This window comes from Psychrobacter sp. AOP3-A1-26 (assembly GCF_052378235.1).
In the GTDB taxonomy this organism is placed as follows: domain Bacteria; phylum Pseudomonadota; class Gammaproteobacteria; order Pseudomonadales; family Moraxellaceae; genus Psychrobacter.
Window position 1 is genome coordinate 1 of sequence record NZ_JBQSXN010000029.1, and the last position, 17,819, is coordinate 17,819.

Genomic DNA, 17,819 nt, shown 5'->3' on the forward strand with positions numbered 1-17,819 from the left:
GAATCAATTATACAGCCCCTACCTAAGAGTAGATGGAGTACTATTGCTGTTTATTTAACCAATCAACCGCCATTTGCCAAAGCTGTGGTGCTTTGGCATTGGTTTTACGACTAAAATAACGCATGTGACCGATGCTGTTCAGGCCAAAATCTTTCGGGTCAAAAAAGCATTTTTCAACGGGCATCTGGGTAAATACGCGAATCATATCATCCATGTTTTTGCTATTGGCAATATTGTCATCGCTAAAGCCAAGCCATAAAGATGGTGCAGTTATGTCGTCATAAAAATGCGTGTGCACAGTGTTACCGAAAGCGGTCTTGATATAACCTGCGCCGTTGCACCACTCACGCCATTGCCGAGCGACGCCGCGCGGTAGTGGTTCACCCATACCGATTTTATCCGATGGCGTGTAGCCTAACGCTAAGTTGGTGAGTGGAATAAAGGCATCCATAAAACCCACCGCCTTGAGTTTATAAGGCATAGCCATGTTTTTAATACGACCTGAAGAGCATGCAACATTAAACACAGAGGCAAGAGCTTTGTAATTCGGCATCAAGCCAATCAATTGACCGCCTGCGCTATGACCAATCAGATGATAAGTGGCAGCGGCAAACTCATCCTGTAAGGCATCGAGCACAGCCGGCATATCGTGGCGACCCCAGCTGATTAAAGAGGCGTCACATTTTGCCAAATTAGACGACAGTGAGTCGCCAATACCCTCATTGTCAAAGCTCAGTACGCCAAAGCCTTGCTCGGCTAAATACGTCGCAAAATTATGATAAAACTGGCGTTTGATGCCAGTTGCTGGTGCGATCATGACGGCTGTTTTCACCTCGCCTTTAGGCCGATAAACAGTGGCTGCCAATGCTTGATTGCGCTCGGTCATGATACTGAGCGAGTATGTGTCTGTCTGATAACTGGGATGAGTGTTTTCCATAGTTTGACCTTGTTGTATTTTATCTTTTTTATTAATAGGCTCGTTGATCCAATACTTTATCAACTAATAGAATTTTTAATCACGATAGATTGTCTATATCCAGTTACTACCACTTAGATATCAGTGTTCACCTATGAATGTGTAGTCATTGCGTATTGATAAATCGTCGCTAGCGCGTGATAGCATCGCTTATGTTAAAATAAATACTGGTAAGTAAGGCGCTCGAATGTGACTTCTAAGTTCTACCTCATTTATCTTGGATACTATTGTCCGTCGATATATGCCTGAATGTTTATTTTCGAAGATGATTTGTAGGTGATAAATCTTCTGATAAATACTCACTCTATAAGCAAACCACAATAAACTCATACTCAATAAAAAATTGCTATAAAAATTAAGGAAGCTATATGCAAATGAACATTAACAACGCTACTTATGAAGTCATTACTAGCCAGGATATTACCAATATTGAAAAAGCGGTGAAAAAATCAACGTTAGCGATGCCACTGGTTGCGGTTTATTGTGGTTCACGTTCGGGTAATAGTGAGGTATATGAGCAGGCGGCACGCGAGCTGGGTAGTGCGCTAGCGGATAACGGTTTAGGTTTGGTTTATGGCGGCGCGAGTATTGGGTTGATGGGTGCAGTCGCCGATGAAGTGATTAAAGGCGGTGCGCAAGCGGTGGGAGTGATTCCAACCTTTATGCTCAAACATGAAATTGCCCATGAGCAGCTGACACGTCTACATTTGACCGATACCATGCATACCCGTAAAACAGTGATGGCAGAATATGCCGACGCTTTTATTACTTTACCGGGTGGACTTGGAACGCTTGAAGAAATTATGGAGATTGCGACTTGGCGTCAGCTGTATCAACATGAAAAGCCGATGATTATTCTTAATATTAATGGCTTTTATGATCGTATGATTGACCATTTAAAATATACTGCCGAGCAAGGTTTTATGAAACAACAAGATCTTGAGCGCTTGGTAGTGTGTAATACTATTGATGAAGCCATCGACATGCTCAAGACGGTGGTGAAAATAGACGATGCCGTTGATACTGAAAAAATGGCTGGCAATTAGACATTAATATATACGGTATTTATAATCGTATTTTATAAAAAGGGAGAGCATGGCTGATTAATTAGCCATGCTCTCCCTTTTTATAACCGTTCTTTATAGTAGCTCGTTAGCTAACTGGATAGCTTTTGAACCAGTTAAATTAACAAATTAAATAAGCACTAAAAATAACAGGCTGTCAGCGAATAGTTATACTTCCGCTGAGTCTGAATTGTCTGTTTCTAAGTTGTTTGACTTTAAGTTGTTTGATTTCAAGCTGTTTGACTTTAAGCTATCCGCACTTAATTTATCTCTACTCAAACTGTCTAAAGCCGTCTCACGAATACCATGATTTACGCCAGCCATTGCCAATGGAAAGCCGCGTTCTTTTGCGAGTACACGAGCAACCTTATCGATAGCCAAGCTATCGTTTCGCGCCAGATAAGACCATTCATGGGCATAGCGATTACGGTTGGCTTGTGTGTCGTTATCAATCAAGCCAAGCTCAGTTAGCTCTTCGACGATTTGATCGGCCGCAATTAACGTCGAGGATGCTTTAACATTTTCAGCACGCGCATAGCGTATATTAGAGTACAAGCTCACATCAGCAACTCGCAGCGTATCGTCTTCACCGGGTATTTGCTGCCCACCATATAATGCATTGCCGACAGTACGCGCGCTATGGAATGTTGGTACAAACTCAGCCACATAATCAATGGCCTGTTGGCTACGCGCTTGTAGTGGTGCTTTGTCCCAGCCGTCTTCGATATAATGCACGTATTGCGGCGGCAGCTTGGGTTGGGCGCTGTCTTTGTTCGATGCGACCAGCCCATCATCAAATAGCGTGATAAATTTACTCATGCCGTGTATTTGAAAATAACCGCCTGGATACGGCGTTAACTGCGCCATTCCTTCTGGTGTACCACGGTTGCCATAGACAATAATTTCCGGTATCTGTCCGCCAGTGTCATCCCAGTGGGTGATATAAGAGGATTTAAACTCGACCATGCGTGTGACTTTTACACCGACCATATCGTCGATGACGCCGGTACGAAAACCACAAGCATTGATTAAATAATCGACTTCAATAGAGTCAGCTTCACTGTTAGATTCAGGCGCCAAATGGGCAGCTTGCTGATAATCGATACGCCATTTAGTGAAATGATGATCGGCATTTGAGCAGTTTTCGCAATCGACAGGCATGACTTGCTTAACCTGAGTATCCGTAAATACATGCGCATGCTCATAGCCTTCTAACGCCAGCTGTGCAGAAGCTGCTAGGCGAAAAATATTCCAACCGTACTCTTGTACGACAATCAGCGGAAACTTAACTTTATTTAAATCCAAGTATTTAGCAACTGGTATCATCCATTCATCAACGGTCTTTGGAGCTGTAACTTGCTCACGTTCAGACAGCTCAATCAATTGTTCATGGCTATATAGCTGATAGTAATCATCAGGGTCACCGAGTACTTTGTTGTTGGCATCTTGGGCGATAAGTTCGTGATAAGCATCGGTTAAAATATCGAGGCGCGGCAATAAATCTTCTGGCAAGCCTTCATCGCGAGTTGGTACGGCAAATACTGTTGGACGCACGTCGATGGTATAAGGATAAAGGCGCAAAATATCGATACATTGTTTGAGCAGTGCGACGCAATCTTCGTCAGGGATTTCACGATATAGGTTGCCACCAGCATGCAAATGGCACATCGGCGGCCCATCGATTAATGATTTGTTTTTTTCAAACAAATAAGTCTCAAGCCCTAATGCGGCTAGGCGAATCGCAATAGTCGCCCCTGCTGTACCACCGCCAAGAATACCGACGCGTTTGGCTGGTTGGCGTTGACTATGGGTTTGATTGGTCGTAAAAGAGTGAGTCATTGTCGTTGTTATATCCTTAATAGCATTGGTATCAAGTCATACTTGGCATATTCTTTAAATGGTTTTTATCTAAGATAGTCTGTATACAGTTGGCTTAATCCTATTGATATGCGTGCAGAGGTAGCCAAGTTCAATGTTGATATTAAGCCGCAATGGTTACATTTACCATTGTGTAGTAATGCTTAATCTTTATAGCGTTATTCTACGAAAAACTACAACTAATAGGTTGGCAGATACGTAAGTAGATGCAGGAGTTTTGTCAACGAGCAACCATTAAATTTTAAATGTTTGAACGCAGTCAGTGCAGTGGTTTTTCAACCAAATTAGGTATTTTAGTTTTCATGTTTTGTAATCTTTATGCGCTTTTGTAAATTTATATATTGATAGAAACGACTAATGTTTTGGGTATGCTATATTGAAACTGCTTGAAGGCAGGTTTAAGTGGTTTTCTGTACGATTGCTTAAATCATCAGACAGGAAGAAAAACCCAAATAAAAATATACTATGACAATATGACAAGGAAGTTATTATGAAAGGCATTCTTATACTATCAGCACTCTCAGGTGTTTTAGCGCTTAGTGGTTGTTCTACTTTTAACAATATGATTGGTAAGGACGATTCTGGTATGCATGATGTGCAAGCCACCAATAAAAGCACCGCTCCTGTCGCTAGTAAAAACGGCATGTTGGTCGATGCTAGTAACCATATGACTTTATATACCTTTGATAAAGACTCAATGAACAAATCTGAATGTGGCTCTGCATGTCTAGTTGCTTGGCCGGCATTTATGGCACCTAACAATGCCAAAGCTTCAGGGCAGTTTGCTGCATTCCAGCGTGAAGATGGTAAATATCAGTGGGCAGTAAATGGCAAACCTTTATACTTCTATGCTAATGATACTAAGATTGGCGATAAAGATGGTGATAACAAACTTGGCGTTTGGCATATCGTTAAAACTGCCAGATAAAGTTTAATAATAATTTTATCTGTATCAAAAAAGCAGCCATTTAATGGCTGCTTTTTTCATGTGATGCTTTAATTAAGATAGAAATTAATGATAAACAGGCTTTATTATTTTTTCTTTACAGCCGCTTTTTTCTCGACCAATTCACCATCGATTTGGATAGGAACATCGGTGGTGATGCCATCAGAAAATGCCGTCATACCATAAGCGGCGCGATCAATAATACCCGTCGCACGGAAGCCGACAACAGGCTCTTTAGTCAGTGGGCTATTGGCGATTTTATTTAAGGTTACATCTAGCGTCAGCGGTTTGGTTTGACCTAGCATAGTGAAATCACCGGTTACTTCGGCTTGTTGCGGATTCTTAAATGTGATGTCAGTCGACTTAAAAGTCATGGTTGGGTATTTGGCGACGTTAAAAAACTCATCCTTTTTAAGATGCTCATCACGCGCATCCCAATTGGTATCGATACTATCTGTGGCAATAGTAAAGTTCATATTGGTTTTAGCAGGCGCTTTGATATCGTAGTTCACCACGCCTTTCACCTCATTAAAGCGACCCATGGTGGTTGAGAACCCTAGGTGGTTCACCGAAAATCCAACGCGTGTGTGCGAGTCATCTAATTGCCATTGGCTCGGTAGCGCCGCGCTTGCCATGGTGGTGGTAGCAAGCGCCGCACTGATCGCGATAGCTTTGGCCGTATTTTTCAGTGAGATATTTATCATTATATTATCCTTGTTTATTGGGGTTTAATCAGTTATTTTTGAGGCGTAATTTTACCTATAGTCGATTCAATTTAAAAACGATACGGTGTTATTGCTATAAATTTTATATAAGATTTACTATCAAAGATAGGTTATTGTTTAAATAACCTACATCTCGAGGTTTAATTGTGTGTTTTATCTAATGTTAGATTATACTAGGGTAAACCATTTATCTCAATATTGTTAAGGTGTAAGTAATGTATGGTCGTGTCAATTGATCATAGAAGCTGCTTGCATCAAAAGTCGAAAACCGTTAAAATCGCGGTTTGATTTTCCCGCTGGGGAAAGGCTAAGTGAGCAGAAGTGTGGTGTTGGGTGCTGGAATAAGCCAGTGACGCAGCTGCCAGACTGAGAGATGTCCTTAGTGCCTCAGTTACGTATGCTGTGGTGTGATTAATAGTCAAAAATACCGTTAATCAAAAGCGCTGTACATACATCGGACATAGAGAGTTTATTATGCGTAAAGATATCCATCCTAAGTACCAAGAAGTTTTGTTCCATGATACTAACGCTGACGTGTTCTTCCTAACGCGTTCAACTGTTAATACCAAAGCCACTCGTGAATACGAAGGTAAAGAATACCCATACTACCCACTTGATATCTCAAGTGCGTCGCATCCATTCTATACTGGCGAACAACGTAAAACCTCTACTGAAGGTCGTGTTGCAAGCTTCAACAAACGCTTTGGTGCGTTTGGTGGCCGTAGTAAGAAAGCTGCTGATTCTGCTGAATAATTTACGCTTATTGCGTCAATCTATTTCACTGAACCATAAAAAACCGCTGATAATTCAGCGGTTTTTTTTTGGTTCAATTTTTAGAGTTTGGTTGGTTGTTAAAACTTGAATATTACAATGTTATACCATTTACAAAAATTAGAGTAGCAAGGAAAACGAGTGCAAGTGCTATAGTCAGTCCTAAATAAAATGAGTACAAACATTATAGCGAGCTACTGGGATAAGTTTTACTTGCTTGCTGTGCCTGTGCAGACAGAGGCTGCGCAAAATTTATCCCAGTAGCACTGTGTTTGTTTTATAGTGGATCGGCTATACACACTGTAGACTAAACGAGTTTGACACAACTAATCGTACTTTTTGGGTTTGGTATTAGTTTTTGAATTAAGTGACTGGTGATTCTAGTAGCTCGATAATCAGCTCTGCTACCTGCTGCGCCCAATAACCGTACATTAGGCTGCTAGGATGGAAGCCATCACTGGCAAACATCACTGAAATATCGATTGGTGTGCCATTAGAATGCTCTTCTATCATCCGTGCAAAGTCAGTTGCCATGTAGGTAACCCCGTCATTATTGGCACAAACTTGCTGCAATATCTCATCAAGGATTGAGGCTTTTGCACCGACAAAGTTATTCAACGGTGGCGGTATCGCAGGCATTTCTGCCATCGGCGGTAGACTCAAAAAAACCAGCTTTCGTACACCAAACTTACGCTGGGCAATAGCAATAATATCTTCAACTTGCTGTTGCCATTTATCTACAGGAACACTTGATGTCGTATCGTTTACACCGACACTGAGTATCATTACATCAGTAGGCTGGCTAGGAGTGGGTAGGACATATAGCCTACGTAAAATATCGAAGCTGGTATGTCCTGTAGTCGCTTGCAACGTCCAGTTCAGCGTACTGAATGTGTTATAAATGGCGGGCTGTTGCTTCAATATTGGAATGAGCTTGCCTGTCAGTGCTTCTTGCTGCGTCTCACTACCCACACCAGCTGCGGCTGAATCACCAACGACCATGAGGTTTAACGTTTTATTGGTGTTGTTTTTTGGCCTACTAGTAGACTGGTTTAGTGAAATAGATCCGCGTCTTTCGCCATTTGGCTCAGGCAGGCGAACGGTATCGCGCTTGATTTTGCGACCTTGATAAAGATAAACAGGGGCGAGTAGCACATCTTTTGCCACCGAGGCTACTTTATGAGTATTTACCATCCTGCACGCTCCCGAATAGTGGTGAGACTGTCGTCTATTAATAATTTACCATCAAGATAAACATCCCGTAATAGGTTTTCTGTATGAGCAGATAACGCATCGGCTTTGATAGTGTCTAATTTGCCATGATTGTTTCTTATTAGTGCCAACCGGCCTTTCTTCGAGCGTTTAGAGCGGCTGGTGACCGGATCTTTATAGATGTCTTTCCAGGTTCCATCGATAGAGATGGCACTGGCTTTCATCGCCCAGCTCATGGTATCGCGATTGACTTGTTGCAGCAGACCACCGCCCATACCAAAGGTCACGTTTTCGGCGCTAAAGCCAGCCTTCAACACCACATCGATAATTTTGCTCAAACTTTGCGGGCTGATACCATCACCTTGAATGACGCGTACGTAGTCTGGCAATACTTTGTAGCCTTTATTATTGGTAGTCGTCCCAAACTTCACCGCTAAGCGCTCTAATGCCTCGCGAACCACTTTAGCCGGCTCGCCACTGTCTGGTCTAATGACTAACGTACCACCCATGTTTTTAACCTCATCTTTTAAGCTGCCGCCCCAGATGTTATCAATGGCGTTCCATAAGTCATAGCTATCAGAGACCACTGAGAAGCTCTTGCCCGTACCGCCAAACTGCTCAATCATGTTGGCAAAGGCGGCGGTTTCACCATCACGGCCCCATGCGGTCATAGTGCTGTGTTCAGCAGCAGGGATTGAGAAGGCTGGCATGTCTTTATCCATCTGATACCAGCGACTGGCAGCGACCAAAGCGGTCATCGAGTCGGTACCAGCGAAGTTGACCAAATGAGCTAGGCTGCCGAGTGCGACAGACTCATGGCTAGAAGCACCGCGTGAACCAAAGTCATGCAAACGAAAAATCAATGACTCTGAATTGTCCGCAGATTTTTCTAGCGCTTGGCGAATGATACCTTTGCAATAGTGCGAGACACTCGCGACCGTCGATGGATACCAAATCGCGCGTAATAACGCTGTTTCGATATAACTTGGTAGCCAATAAAACTCAGGGTCGGTATTGATAACTTGGCAGACCACGTTGGATACGGGCACGATGCTGCCTTCGGGAACGGCTTCGATACGTAATGGCAAATAACCACCATGTTTATCGACCAAACGTTCCCAGCCTGCACGGTTAAAGGTCAAGCCGTGCGCTTGAATGACCATTTCCGCCTCATCGATATCTTGATGGGTAATCGGTGTGCTTAAGTATTCTTTGATAAAGGCTTGTAAACCAAAGAACAGCACATCATAGTCGCCTTTACGCGCCTCAACGTAGCTTGATAAGTACTCGCTACCACTTGGGTATTGCACCCAATGTGAGGTTTTATAGCTGTCGCTATTTAAGATCAAATTATTTAAATTACTGGTATACATCACAGAACTCCTCTGCTTTGAGATGCCGCAGCTGCTTTGATGAAAGAACAGTTGCGGCGGTTAACCCTTGCTGTCTATCAGCTTGGGCGGTGAAATTGATAACAATGACATTATAAAGTCAAATGTAGAAAATAGGTTTTATAGTTTTCAGTTGACTAAAAGTTTGGAAATAATGCACCGAAACGTCAATGATAAGAAAACTATAAGCCAACCATCTTAGTGATAATCGCATAATGGTCTTCAAACATCATTTTGGCATCTAACTCGGCAAGGGGTAACCAAAAAGCTGTGGCAGCATCATCGCCGCCTTTTACTTTTGGCAGGCCGTTTGGATCGTTTTTGAGCTGAAAGTAAAACGCTTGGGTAATCGTGCGCCCACGCGCTGAGCGATACGGGTCATCAAAGGTATGCTGACTATGGCAAGAGCCGCGCAACACTGGCTCAGGGACTTTAAGACGAGTCTCTTCTCGTAGCTCGCGGATGCAGGCATCAAATAAGGTCTCTTTTGGATTCAAAAACCCACCCGGTAATGCCCACAGTCCGCGCCCTGGCATACTGCGGCGCTCTACTAATAATATATGCCCTGATTGCACCACCAAAGCATCGGCGGTCATAAAAGTAGGTGGATAAGGGGCTGATTCCCACTGTCTTTTATATTTATCAATAAAATCTGCTTCTTCATGTAGTCGCTGATAATCATCGGTTTTTTTAAAGTCATTTAGTACTTTGCGCGTTGATTCAGGCGTGCGCTCAGGTGTCGGCGTAGCGCCCATTAGATAGCTGTCGCGGATAGGGGTCGCTGATAAATTATGATAATTGGGTACTGAGACCGACGCCCAGTTTGGGAATAGCGATAGATAATACGATGAGCTGTCTTTTGAATGACCAATCAAGCCGATATCCGTTTGTAAGTCGCCAGTGACAGATTTAACACCCGCTTGCACGTATTGTAACCAGCGCGTGTCATTGTAGAGTGCATCGTCCAGCCCAACGCAATGAATACGTGCCGCTTCTGCTGCTGAGTAGACATCCTTAATCATGGCAGCACGCTCAGCAACACTAAACGGATTGCGTAAACTACGCGGTAGGTTAGCTGAGCCAATAAGCATAATGACGTTATCGGCACGCTTTAGTGCTTCGTCGACAACCGCTTTATGCCCACGGTGGAATGGCTGAAAGCGGCCGATAAAAACCAAGTAGCGATAGTGTTTATTATTTTGCGTATCTGGGCTTTGTTTATCCGGGCTTTGCTTATCTAACTGTTGCTCTAATGATTCACTCATATGCGCCAACTTCCTACGACTTATATTTTATTGGTGAAGATTTATGGATTAAAAAACTTATTGCCTAAAAAGCAATGACGCTAATACTGACACAGCCCATTACTCACTGACAAGTGTAAAGATGTTTAGGTCGGTATCTTTAATTGGCATATTTTTCAATCCACGCGGTAACGGTTGGCCAGATCTCTGTGGCAGCGTGACGACTAACCATAATGCGGCTATGCGTATAATCATCTAAATCACCGTGACTGAGCGCGTACTCTCGAAAGACGTTAGATGGGTTTTTAAAGTCGTCAAAAAACAGCTGACAACCAGTGGTAGGGGAGATGAACTTGTCGCCTTTAGCACTAATGGCATAAATAGGAATGGTGATTTTTGGCATATGATGCCGATAATCAAAATAACTGTCGTCAGCGCTATCTTGCTGAGTTATGTGGTTATTTACTTTATGGTTATGAAGATAAGCTTTATTTATCGCGTCTTTATTAAAAGAACCATTATCCATCGCACTTTTTTTTATAAAACTGCTTTTAAAGTGATGGTGTAGATTCCAGTCAAACCACTGACTCATCGTATAATAACTCTCGTTAAAGGGTCCTATTTTGAGTTTTTTGGCAGGAATATGACCAAGCAGACGCGTAAATAGTTTGGCGCTGAGAATTTTAGTGTGGTTTATCGGTTTTATTGCGGCAGCATAGGCTTGGCAAGCAAACAGGGTGATGCTGTTTATGTTATCGATATAACCTGGGTTTTGGATTAAAAATATGGTTAAGCCAACACCGCCGCCGCTATGGGTAACGCAGTGTAGATTGTTAAGTTTTAAGGTGTCAAAGAAATAACGGAAGGTCGCTTCATAGTCATAGGTCGCAACGGTTTCGAAATTAAACTTTTCTTTTGCTATCGAGCTATTACCATGACTGCGCCACTCCATAATGTAGCAATGATGACCAAAGCTGGCGAGATACTCGGCGATTTTTAGGCAGGTTTGTTTGTCCGAAAAAGTCCCATGGGTCAAAAATATATTTTGGGTTTTTATTGTCGATTTATTGGTGGCTAGAGTTTCTGTGGGTGTGTCTGTTATTGTGCAATCTTTTGTGTCAGCTACAATTTTCCAAACGGCGACTTGTTCGCCATCTTTGGTGTCCACTAAATTTAGTGTTTGTATTGTCATAAAATAAGTCTCTATTAATGTGGTTCATTTTTAATAAAGTCGTCAATAAATATTTGCTGAGTTATAGCATAACTCAGCTGTTAGATGAGTTTTATCGCCATTCCTTGAATAAGAACTTACTCCAGCATAACAATAATAAGCATAAAAAACTGCCAACAGTTATTTAACCATTGGCAGTGTTATACATAGTGAGTTTAAGCAGTCATTAAAATTAGCTTTCTTTACTAAACTCGTTGAATGAAGCGACCGCTTCAGCGGCATACATCATCGAAGGACCGCCACCCATATAGATGCACATGCCTAATGTTTCCGCGACTTCCTCTTCTGTCGCGCCAAGCTGCACTAAAGCTTTGGTATGAAAACCAATACAAGCATCGCAACGTGCGCCAACTGCTAATGCTAAGGCAATAAGCTCTTTGGTCTTTTTATCCAATACGCCGTCAGCCGTTGCTGTGGCACCAAGCTGCGAGAATGCTTTGGTGGTCTCAGGGATATGCTTATGTAGTTTTGCCATATTGGTTGAAACGTGTTTGGTGATGTCTTTAAAAGATTTACTCATGAAATGCTCCTGATAGGTGATAGCCATTGAATCGATAGTTTTAAAACTGCAACAGATACCAATAGATTAAATAATTTACTATACTTAATTATAATATATAAAATTACATAATAAAGCAAGCTGCTTTTTGATGAGGTCTGTAGATGAGGTATTTAAAAGTGGTTGTGCGCTGAATTTGTATTGATCAACTATTTTAGTGACTTAGTTAGGTGACTTAGTTAGGTGACTTGGTTGAGTGACTTGGTTGAGTGACTTGGTTGAGTGACTTGGTTGAGTGACTTGATAAGCATGTGAGCTGTCTTTATATAGGAAGGGATGTATCAATCTTGGCATGGGTCAACACGCAACTTTTATGCTTATACGGCTCAAGTGGCTTTTATAAGTAAATTTATTAGAAAATCAGATATTCAATGCCATTAAAAAAACCGATAGCAGTTATTCACTACCGTCCTGGTTTAATTCACAGTAGCGCGGTCGGAATTATCGTCTGAGTGCGGTATAATAGCTTTTATAAACTGATCAATATCTTAATAACAGCGTTAAGAGTAGTGTGAAGAACAACGTCATCAAAAGCAGTAAAGTGACAGACCGTAGTGATGGGTAGCCCCTGTAATTTATGCCGATTTATATTCGTTCAAATACTCAAGATAACCAAATTCACGACACAGTAGCCATAACAGATATAGCGTTTGTGTCATAACACATAGGAAGCATTATGAGTGAACACAATCCAACTGATACTCAAGTAGAACCTGCTGCCGATTACGAGTCAGCGTTAGATACTGAGCAAAGTGATGCAAAAAGCAACATTACCATCACTGAGGCCGCGCAAGGTTATTTGGCAGACTTGTTGTCTAAACAAGATACCGATGGTATCGGCGTGCGTATTTTCGTTGAGCATCCGGGTACACCGCGCGCAGAATGCTGTATGGCTTATAACCAGCCGGGCGAAGAAGACAGTGCTGATTTGAAATTCAGCTACGATGACTTCTCTGCTTTTATTGAAGCGGCATCAGTGCCTTACCTAGAAGATGCGGTGATTGACTATAATAAAGACCGTTTTGGTGGTCAGTTGACATTCCGTGCGCCGAACTCAAAAGTGCCAAAAGTTGGTGCCGATGCCAGTGTCGAAGAACGTATCAACTATGTCTTGCAGTCTGAGATTAATCCAAGCTTGGCGGCCCATGGTGGCGATGTCCAATTACTTGAACTGATTGATGAAGAAGGCGTTGGCTTGACTGCTGTATTGAAATTCGGTGGTGGTTGCCAAGGGTGTTCGGCGGTTGATATGACCTTGCGTCAAGGGGTTGAAGTGCAGCTTAAACAACAAATTCCAGAGCTGACCCAAGTGATTGATGAGACTGACCACACCCGTACTGAGAATGCTTACTACAAATAAATACCGATGAGTTGTTATAAAAGTAATGACGATATCGCCTATGAATATGCTTATTAGTTTCATTGCTTATGACTATTTGTCATTAAGAGATGAGATATTTGCTATTCTTTTAATAAAGAAGCTGGGTTATGATTAACTCAGCTTTTTTTATATCTATCGTTCAGCGATAGGTGCTTTCATATAAGTTGTAATCTGAATGTTTTAAAGCATCTTTTAATCATCGAATATTTATTTAATAGAAAATTGAATTTTAGGAGCGCAATATGAGTGACGGACAACCAGCTAAGCAAACAGAAAGTACTCCACGCCTAGAGACCTTGGCGATTCATGCCGGTTATAGTGTTGAACCAACTACCAAAGCGGTCGCGGTACCTATTTATCATACCAGCTCGTATGCTTTTGATAACACCCAGCACGGTGCTGATCTGTTTGATTTAAAGGTCGCAGGTAATATTTATACTCGTATCATGAACCCGACCAACGCAGTGCTAGAAGAACGCGTTGCCGCGCTGGAAGGCGGCATAGGTGCACTTGCCGTGGCTTCTGGTATGGCGGCCATCACTTATGCGATTCAGACTATATGTGAAGCGGGCGATAATATCGTCGCGGTATCGACGCTATATGGTGGCACTTATAATTTATTTGCTCATGGACTGCCACGTCAAGGTATCGAAGTACGTTTTTTTGACCACAAGGATCCTGAAGCGATTCGCAATTTAATCGATGATAAGACCAAAATGGTCTTTGCCGAAAGTATCGGTAATCCGCTCGGCAACATCGTTGATATCCAAGCCCTGAGTGATATCGCTCATGAATATGGTGTACCAGTGGTGATTGATAGTACGGTCGCCACGCCTGCACTGTGTCGTCCGTTCGAGTTCGGTGCTGACATCGTTATTCATTCCTTGACCAAATATATGAGTGGTACTGGTACCTCGATAGGCGGAGCGATTGTGGATAGCGGAACTTTCCCTTGGGGCGATTATCCTGAGCGTTTCCCACTATTAAATACCCCCGATGCCAGCTATCATGGCGTAAACTTCGTCCAAGACGTTGGCGCGGCGGCATTTATCGCCCGTGCTCGCGTGGCACCGCTGCGTAATACTGGCGCGGCACTTAGCCCGCTTAATGCCTTTGGTATTTTGCAAGGCATGGAGACGTTAAGTCTGCGTATGGAGCGTCATGTCGAAAACGCCCAAGCCGTCGCAGAATACCTACGTGACCATGACAAGGTCGATTGGGTGAAGTACGCTGGTCTGCCTGATCATCCTGAGCATGAACTTGCTAAGAAATACATGAAAGGCACGCCGTCTGCTATTTTAACCTTTGGCGTCAAAGGTGGCCTTGAAGCAGGGGCACGCTTTATCGATGCGTTGCAGCTGATTACCCGTCTGGTTAATATTGGTGATGCTAAATCTTTGGCTTGTCATCCAGCAACGACGACCCATCGTCAGCTTAATGAGCAAGAGCTTGAAAACGCCGGCGTCAGTACGGACATGGTGCGTTTATCGATTGGTATCGAGCACATCGAAGATATCAAAGCCGATTTAGAGCAAGCGTTAGCCTCAGCTTAAGGTGCAATTTTTTGCTAAATTAAAAACATAACTATTCAGTAAATAAAAAGCCCATATCATTGATATGGGCTTTTTTATTCAGGGTCAAAAGCAAAAATATGCCCTAGGCTGATAGGACACGCTGAGCGATATCTTTATAATCTTTTGAGGCCAAGCGCGGCCCGAACTGTTGAATCACCTGTGCCGCTACTTCGCTGGCAAGACGACCACATTCTGGCAAGCTGTATTGCTGCGATAAAGCGTATAAAAAAGCGCCAGAATAGTTATCGCCTGCGCCATTGGTATCGATCACATTGGTAACGGCTGGGGTAGGAACTTGATGGATTTCAATATCTGTCTCACCATTTGGTTGATGGGCGATGATGGCACCATTGGCACCATCGGTAACCACGGCCGTTTGGCAATGCTCAAGTAGCGCCCGCGCCGCTGCCTTATGTTGCTTTTTATCGGTGAATAACTTTGCTTCTTCGCTATTACAAAATATCACCGCGACTTTATTGCCGAGCATGTTAAGTAAGCCTTCTTTGGCAAACTTCACTACGGCTGGATCGGCAAAACTCACGGCGATTTTTGCACCATGAATGCCTGCTTGTTGGCGCAATTGGGTCATCGCTGGCTGGATACCTTCAGACATGGCTAGATAGCCTTCTAGATATAACCAATCTGCTTGGGTTAGCGCATCAAAATCGACGTTATCAGCAGTAATATCGCTTGAGGTACCAAGAAAAGTCTGCATGGTACGTTCGCCATCTTCGGTCACTGCGACCACGCACGAGCCAGTTACTCCACCGGCATGGATGGATTTTTCTGACGTCGCAACGCCGCCTTCATGTAAGTCTTTTAGGTAAAACTCCCCTTGCTGGTCATCACCAACACGGCAGGCGTAAAAAGGTTTGCCGCCCAAGCTTGCAAAAGCATACATGGTATTGGCAGCTGAACCGCCGCCCGCTTGCTTTGATGGTTCAATGTCTGCAAGCTTAAAATAAGCCAACAACTGCTGCTGCTCTTCGATACCTGCCAGCGTCATATTGCCTTTGGTCAAATCTGTTTCTTCAAGCGCGGCATCTGACAACATATATTCGTGGTCAACCAAAGCATTCCCTATCGCCATTACATTGTACATTGCTTATGTCTCCTCAATTAAGTGATAAACGTCTATTCTTGATAGTTAAAAATCATTCAGCTTGTTGTAGCTCAAGCAACCGCTGATATAGTGCGTTCTTTTTTACGCCAGTAATATCGGCGGCCAAGGAAGCGGATTTTTTAACCGATAAATCTTCTAGTAAGCGCTTCAATAATGTATCGTGAATACTGATATCGTCCGAATCCTGCGCCACATTAACGCCAGCGACCACCACCACTATTTCACCACGCTGTTGATTGTCATCTGCTTTGACAAACTCAACCAAATCACCCAACGTACTCTTATGTACCGTCTCAAAGGTTTTGGTCAGTTCACGACAAAACGTGACTTCGCGCTCGGCACCAAATATCGTTGCCATATCTTCTAAACTGGCGATAATGCGATGCGGGGCTTCATAAAATATCAGCGTTTCAGTACGTGAGTTTAGAGCAGACAGTTGCTTTTGGCGTCCATGAGTTTTTGCTGGTAAAAAACCAATAAAGCTAAAACGGTCTGAGGGCAGTCCTGCAACCGAGAGCGCAGCAATGGCAGCAGACGCGCCAACGATAGGTGATACTCGAACGCCTGCAGTATGTGCCGCTTGCACCAATTGATAACCTGGGTCACTGACCAGTGGCGTACCAGCATCACTAATCAGAGCGACCGAATGACCTTGCTCGATCATCTCGATAATTTTGGGCGTTTGAATCGCGCTATTGTGTTCATGATATGCCCACAGTTTATTATGTCCTTTTTGCTTCACTGCTGTATCAGCGTCATCTGCATCACCATTTTCGATGTGATGGGTTGCTGGGTTTTTAGCGTCGTCAGCTTTACTGCCTTTGGTCTCGATGCCAAAATGTGACAGTAGCTTGCCTGACGTTCGCGTATCCTCACAGGCAATGATGGCAACCTGCTTTAAGACGTCAATCGCATGTGGCGTCATGTCGCTAAGATTACCAATCGGCGTAGCGATGATATATAGACAAGCTGGCATCGCGGTAGGGCTAGACATGAAAACCTCGGAGTATTAAAAGCGGGAATTAAAAAAATAAGATGACACTACTATCCATACTGACATTATCTGTCCTCTGACTCAGTCAAGGAGCAAGTGACAAAATGGCCGACAGATAAAAGATGGAGGGCGCGAAAGTGGTTAGTTTAGCATGATGTGCTATGATAATTCTGAAATGTTAAACAGACTAACAAACCTCATGGCGAACCATAAACCTTTAGCCCTTACTTCACCAAAGCAGCGCCAAGGCAGTCTGTTTGAACAACAGGCGTGTGAGTTTTTACAGGCGCAAGGGTTGGTATTGGTTGCGCAAAACTGGCAACAGCCAAAAGTGGGTGAGCTGGACTTAGTGATGGTAGAAAAAGGGTCGGCGTGGTCGACACTGGTATTTATCGAAGTGCGTCAAAGACAGCGTTCAAACTTTGGTGATGCCGCAGTCAGCGTGACGCCAAGCAAACAACGTAAAATTATCAAGGTGGCGCGCTATTTTTTGCAGCAACATCCCACATATCATAACTGTGAATGCCGGTTTGATGTGATTGCCTATAATACCACTGATAAAAACAATAAGAAAAATGAACCACCAGAATGGCTACAAGGCGCTTTTATAAGCGCAGCATGGTAGTTGATTGCCTTTATTTTTTGACTGACAGCGAAATAACAATCAGCATCTTTGCATCAAGGTATCGTTACCAAAAGCCTAACTATCTACCATAAAAATTAAGTAAAGTAGCTGAATTAAAATTATTA

At 43.1% G+C, this 17,819-nt stretch carries 16 protein-coding genes; 6 read left to right on the top strand and 10 right to left on the bottom strand.

All coding sequences use genetic code 11. From position 1 onward, the window contains the following. Positions 1 to 40: 40 nt before the first annotated feature. Positions 41 to 937 carry an alpha/beta hydrolase family protein gene (locus ACT3TU_RS06795; protein ID WP_192524778.1) on the bottom strand — a complete coding sequence of 299 codons (897 nt, stop codon included), beginning with the start codon at positions 935 to 937 and terminating at the stop codon, positions 41 to 43. A gap of 407 nt (positions 938 to 1,344) precedes the next feature. Between ACT3TU_RS06795 and ACT3TU_RS06800 the strand changes: the two genes are divergently transcribed. Continuing rightward, a complete protein-coding gene (locus tag ACT3TU_RS06800; protein ID WP_192524779.1) occupies positions 1,345 to 2,022 on the top strand; it encodes an LOG family protein in 678 nt (225 codons plus the stop codon). A gap of 186 nt (positions 2,023 to 2,208) precedes the next feature. On the opposite strand, the gene ACT3TU_RS06805 is transcribed toward ACT3TU_RS06800, so the two are convergent. Beyond that, complete coding sequence (locus ACT3TU_RS06805; RefSeq protein WP_192524780.1) at positions 2,209 to 3,879, bottom strand: FAD-dependent oxidoreductase; 1,671 nt, start codon at positions 3,877 to 3,879, stop codon at positions 2,209 to 2,211. Positions 3,880 to 4,408: 529 nt separating this feature from the next. On the opposite strand from ACT3TU_RS06805, the gene ACT3TU_RS06810 reads away from it, so the two are divergent. Further along, a complete protein-coding gene (locus ACT3TU_RS06810; RefSeq protein WP_192523639.1) occupies positions 4,409 to 4,846 on the top strand; it encodes a COG4315 family predicted lipoprotein in 438 nt (145 codons plus the stop codon). Between the two features lie 104 nt (positions 4,847 to 4,950). Here the strand turns inward: ACT3TU_RS06810 and ACT3TU_RS06815 are convergent, their stop codons facing one another. Beyond that, a complete protein-coding gene (locus ACT3TU_RS06815; protein WP_192523638.1) occupies positions 4,951 to 5,568 on the bottom strand; it encodes a YceI family protein in 618 nt (205 codons plus the stop codon). A gap of 495 nt (positions 5,569 to 6,063) precedes the next feature. Here ACT3TU_RS06815 and ACT3TU_RS06820 point away from each other — a divergent pair, with 495 nt between their 5' ends. After that, positions 6,064 to 6,342 (top strand): type B 50S ribosomal protein L31, encoded by a 279-nt coding sequence (locus ACT3TU_RS06820; protein WP_192523637.1) that lies wholly within the window; start codon positions 6,064 to 6,066, stop codon positions 6,340 to 6,342. A gap of 381 nt (positions 6,343 to 6,723) precedes the next feature. Here the strand turns inward: ACT3TU_RS06820 and ACT3TU_RS06825 are convergent, their stop codons facing one another. The 5 genes from ACT3TU_RS06825 to ACT3TU_RS06845 all read right to left on the bottom strand — a co-directional run bounded on the left by ACT3TU_RS06825 (position 6,724) and on the right by ACT3TU_RS06845 (position 11,958). After that, positions 6,724 to 7,554 carry an SGNH/GDSL hydrolase family protein gene (locus ACT3TU_RS06825; protein WP_192523636.1) on the bottom strand — a complete coding sequence of 277 codons (831 nt, stop codon included), beginning with the start codon at positions 7,552 to 7,554 and terminating at the stop codon, positions 6,724 to 6,726. Then, the gene (locus ACT3TU_RS06830; protein ID WP_444752762.1) at positions 7,548 to 8,945 is read right to left on the bottom strand and encodes a nicotinate phosphoribosyltransferase; all 1,398 of its coding nucleotides are present in this window, start codon (positions 8,943 to 8,945) and stop codon (positions 7,548 to 7,550) included. The genes ACT3TU_RS06825 and ACT3TU_RS06830 overlap by 7 nt, the downstream gene beginning before the upstream one ends. 200 nt (positions 8,946 to 9,145) lie before the next feature. Beyond that, positions 9,146 to 10,228, bottom strand: coding sequence for a bifunctional nicotinamide-nucleotide adenylyltransferase/Nudix hydroxylase (locus ACT3TU_RS06835; RefSeq protein ID WP_192523635.1), 1,083 nt, complete (start codon positions 10,226 to 10,228; stop codon positions 9,146 to 9,148). Between the two features lie 139 nt (positions 10,229 to 10,367). Then, positions 10,368 to 11,399, bottom strand: a complete 1,032-nt coding sequence (locus ACT3TU_RS06840) for an alpha/beta fold hydrolase (protein ID WP_192523634.1) — start codon at positions 11,397 to 11,399, stop codon at positions 10,368 to 10,370. A gap of 211 nt (positions 11,400 to 11,610) precedes the next feature. After that, on the bottom strand, positions 11,611 to 11,958 hold the full coding sequence (locus tag ACT3TU_RS06845; protein WP_192523633.1) for a carboxymuconolactone decarboxylase family protein: 348 nt from the start codon (positions 11,956 to 11,958) through the stop codon (positions 11,611 to 11,613). Between the two features lie 715 nt (positions 11,959 to 12,673). On the opposite strand from ACT3TU_RS06845, the gene nfuA reads away from it, so the two are divergent. Then, complete coding sequence (gene nfuA, locus ACT3TU_RS06850) at positions 12,674 to 13,357, top strand: Fe-S biogenesis protein NfuA (protein WP_192523632.1); 684 nt, start codon at positions 12,674 to 12,676, stop codon at positions 13,355 to 13,357. A 263-nt stretch (positions 13,358 to 13,620) separates the two neighbouring features. After that, positions 13,621 to 14,931: an O-acetylhomoserine aminocarboxypropyltransferase/cysteine synthase family protein gene (locus ACT3TU_RS06855; RefSeq protein WP_192523631.1), complete on the top strand. Its 1,311-nt coding sequence runs from the start codon at positions 13,621 to 13,623 to the stop codon at positions 14,929 to 14,931. 103 nt (positions 14,932 to 15,034) lie between these two features. On the opposite strand, the gene ACT3TU_RS06860 is transcribed toward ACT3TU_RS06855, so the two are convergent. Together ACT3TU_RS06860 and rsmI are read right to left on the bottom strand one after the other, a co-directional pair. After that, positions 15,035 to 16,054, bottom strand: coding sequence for an adenosine kinase (locus ACT3TU_RS06860; protein WP_192523630.1), 1,020 nt, complete (start codon positions 16,052 to 16,054; stop codon positions 15,035 to 15,037). Positions 16,055 to 16,106: 52 nt separating this feature from the next. Continuing rightward, positions 16,107 to 17,069, bottom strand: coding sequence for a 16S rRNA (cytidine(1402)-2'-O)-methyltransferase (gene rsmI / locus ACT3TU_RS06865; protein ID WP_192523629.1), 963 nt, complete (start codon positions 17,067 to 17,069; stop codon positions 16,107 to 16,109). Positions 17,070 to 17,220: 151 nt separating this feature from the next. Between rsmI and ACT3TU_RS06870 the strand changes: the two genes are divergently transcribed. Continuing rightward, a complete protein-coding gene (locus ACT3TU_RS06870) occupies positions 17,221 to 17,694 on the top strand; it encodes a YraN family protein (protein WP_192523628.1) in 474 nt (157 codons plus the stop codon). Positions 17,695 to 17,819 lie beyond the last annotated feature (125 nt).

Excerpts from the sequence above, each read along its gene's own strand:
- ACT3TU_RS06795 (WP_192524778.1), bottom strand. The coding sequence starts at position 937 with ATGGAAAACACTCATCCCAGTTATCAGACAGACACATACTCGCTCAGT.
- ACT3TU_RS06800 (WP_192524779.1), top strand. The coding sequence starts at position 1,345 with ATGCAAATGAACATTAACAACGCTACTTATGAAGTCATTACTAGCCAG.
- ACT3TU_RS06805 (WP_192524780.1), bottom strand. The coding sequence starts at position 3,879 with ATGACTCACTCTTTTACGACCAATCAAACCCATAGTCAACGCCAACCA.
- ACT3TU_RS06810 (WP_192523639.1), top strand. The coding sequence starts at position 4,409 with ATGAAAGGCATTCTTATACTATCAGCACTCTCAGGTGTTTTAGCGCTT.
- ACT3TU_RS06815 (WP_192523638.1), bottom strand. The coding sequence starts at position 5,568 with ATGATAAATATCTCACTGAAAAATACGGCCAAAGCTATCGCGATCAGT.
- ACT3TU_RS06820 (WP_192523637.1), top strand. The coding sequence starts at position 6,064 with ATGCGTAAAGATATCCATCCTAAGTACCAAGAAGTTTTGTTCCATGAT.
- ACT3TU_RS06825 (WP_192523636.1), bottom strand. The coding sequence starts at position 7,554 with ATGGTAAATACTCATAAAGTAGCCTCGGTGGCAAAAGATGTGCTACTC.
- ACT3TU_RS06830 (WP_444752762.1), bottom strand. The coding sequence starts at position 8,945 with ATGTATACCAGTAATTTAAATAATTTGATCTTAAATAGCGACAGCTAT.
- ACT3TU_RS06835 (WP_192523635.1), bottom strand. The coding sequence starts at position 10,228 with ATGAGTGAATCATTAGAGCAACAGTTAGATAAGCAAAGCCCGGATAAA.
- ACT3TU_RS06840 (WP_192523634.1), bottom strand. The coding sequence starts at position 11,399 with ATGACAATACAAACACTAAATTTAGTGGACACCAAAGATGGCGAACAA.
- ACT3TU_RS06845 (WP_192523633.1), bottom strand. The coding sequence starts at position 11,958 with ATGAGTAAATCTTTTAAAGACATCACCAAACACGTTTCAACCAATATG.
- nfuA (WP_192523632.1), top strand. The coding sequence starts at position 12,674 with ATGAGTGAACACAATCCAACTGATACTCAAGTAGAACCTGCTGCCGAT.
- ACT3TU_RS06855 (WP_192523631.1), top strand. The coding sequence starts at position 13,621 with ATGAGTGACGGACAACCAGCTAAGCAAACAGAAAGTACTCCACGCCTA.
- ACT3TU_RS06860 (WP_192523630.1), bottom strand. The coding sequence starts at position 16,054 with ATGTACAATGTAATGGCGATAGGGAATGCTTTGGTTGACCACGAATAT.
- rsmI (WP_192523629.1), bottom strand. The coding sequence starts at position 17,069 with ATGTCTAGCCCTACCGCGATGCCAGCTTGTCTATATATCATCGCTACG.
- ACT3TU_RS06870 (WP_192523628.1), top strand. The coding sequence starts at position 17,221 with ATGATGTGCTATGATAATTCTGAAATGTTAAACAGACTAACAAACCTC.